1 protein-coding gene is annotated in these 1,298 nt (G+C 44.7%); it reads right to left on the minus strand.

What is annotated here, in order from left to right; all coding sequences use genetic code 11:
* On the minus strand, positions 1-885 hold an 885-nt coding region (locus Q0236_RS06230), incomplete at its 3' end, for an inner membrane CreD family protein (protein ID WP_297916116.1).
* Positions 886-1,298: the final 413 nt, after the last annotated feature.

Below are 1,298 nucleotides of genomic sequence, written 5' to 3' on the forward strand. Positions count from 1 at the left end.
GTTTCTATCGTCGTCCCTGCGCCAGTTCGTCATAGCGACGCGGTCGTTTTGATCGGCCAGCCACGCAGGCGATATGCCCGCAGCAGGCCCAGTTACTTCCCAAGAGGCCTTAAAGCCCTGCGCGCTTACCTCGCGCGATTTGGCGATGAAACCGCCGCCGAAGCTAGGCGATGCCCAGGTTGAGCTAACGTCGAAGCGGCTATTTTGCGCGATCGGAGCAAGATGTAAAGCCTTGCCGCCTTGAATTTTAAGCGTGCCGGAGATATTGAAATCCGATGAGAGCACCGAAGACGGGAGTTTGTAGATTAAATTTCGCTCAAAGATTTTCGCTTCGACGTTGCCGTGATACTGCTTGAGCTCCGTGCCGTTTAAATTTAGGCTAGGGAAGGCCGTGAAGGATTTTTGATCGCCGACTCCAAGCACCAGCACGGTTTCGTCAAAATTTAGTTTTGAGGGATCGACGTCGAGCTCCGCGTAGTTTATCGCCTCAAAGTCCGCCTTAAGCGCGAAGTCGCCGTTATAGATCGGGACGCGAAAAATTCCGCGCTTTAGATAGATCGGATCGATCTCCGCCACGAGGGAGTAGTTTTTAGGTACGATGATAAAATTTTTGTTTATCTGCCTTTTTACGATATTTCCGCTGCTATCGTCCACCGCTCCGATTATCTCTTTATACGGCACCACGATCGCAAGTCCTTGGATTTGCAACTCGCCGCCGACGGGGTTAAGTATCGATTCTTCGGCGCGCATTTTGGTGTCCGAGCGCGAATAGGTGATATTATCGATGAAGGTAAGTGGGATCAGCAGCAATAAAAGCAGCACTAAAACGATGAACGGCTTCGTCCAAAACGCCCCTCGAATGGAGCCCTTGGCGTAATTTAGCATCTTAAATCCTTTGAAATAAAATTGTGGTATTTTAACAACGAACGGTAAACGAACGAGACGGCGATTCCGATTAAATTTTATCTTGCTTCATGAGCTTAAATTTAAACGCTTTAAAATTTATGCCGCTTGCGAAATTTGCGGAATCGCCCGCTCTTAAATTTCATAGATTTTTAAATTTACGGGATTTGGAATTTTGCGTAATTTAGCTTAAATGATAACGATATAAAAAACGCGCCGCGACATAAAACCGATACTTCTATTTTATATTAATTATCAAGGCGTTTAAGAAATTTCAAAATGCTGTTAAGAGGCGCGCTATTATCATTATATAGCGAGAAATGATAAAATCCAATTTGAGTATCGATCATCAAAATTTTAGTAAAAATTAAATCTACTTTTGATAAAATCGCTCA

The sequence above is a fragment of the uncultured Campylobacter sp. genome (genome assembly GCF_938031315.1).
Taxonomy (GTDB): domain Bacteria; phylum Campylobacterota; class Campylobacteria; order Campylobacterales; family Campylobacteraceae; genus Campylobacter_B.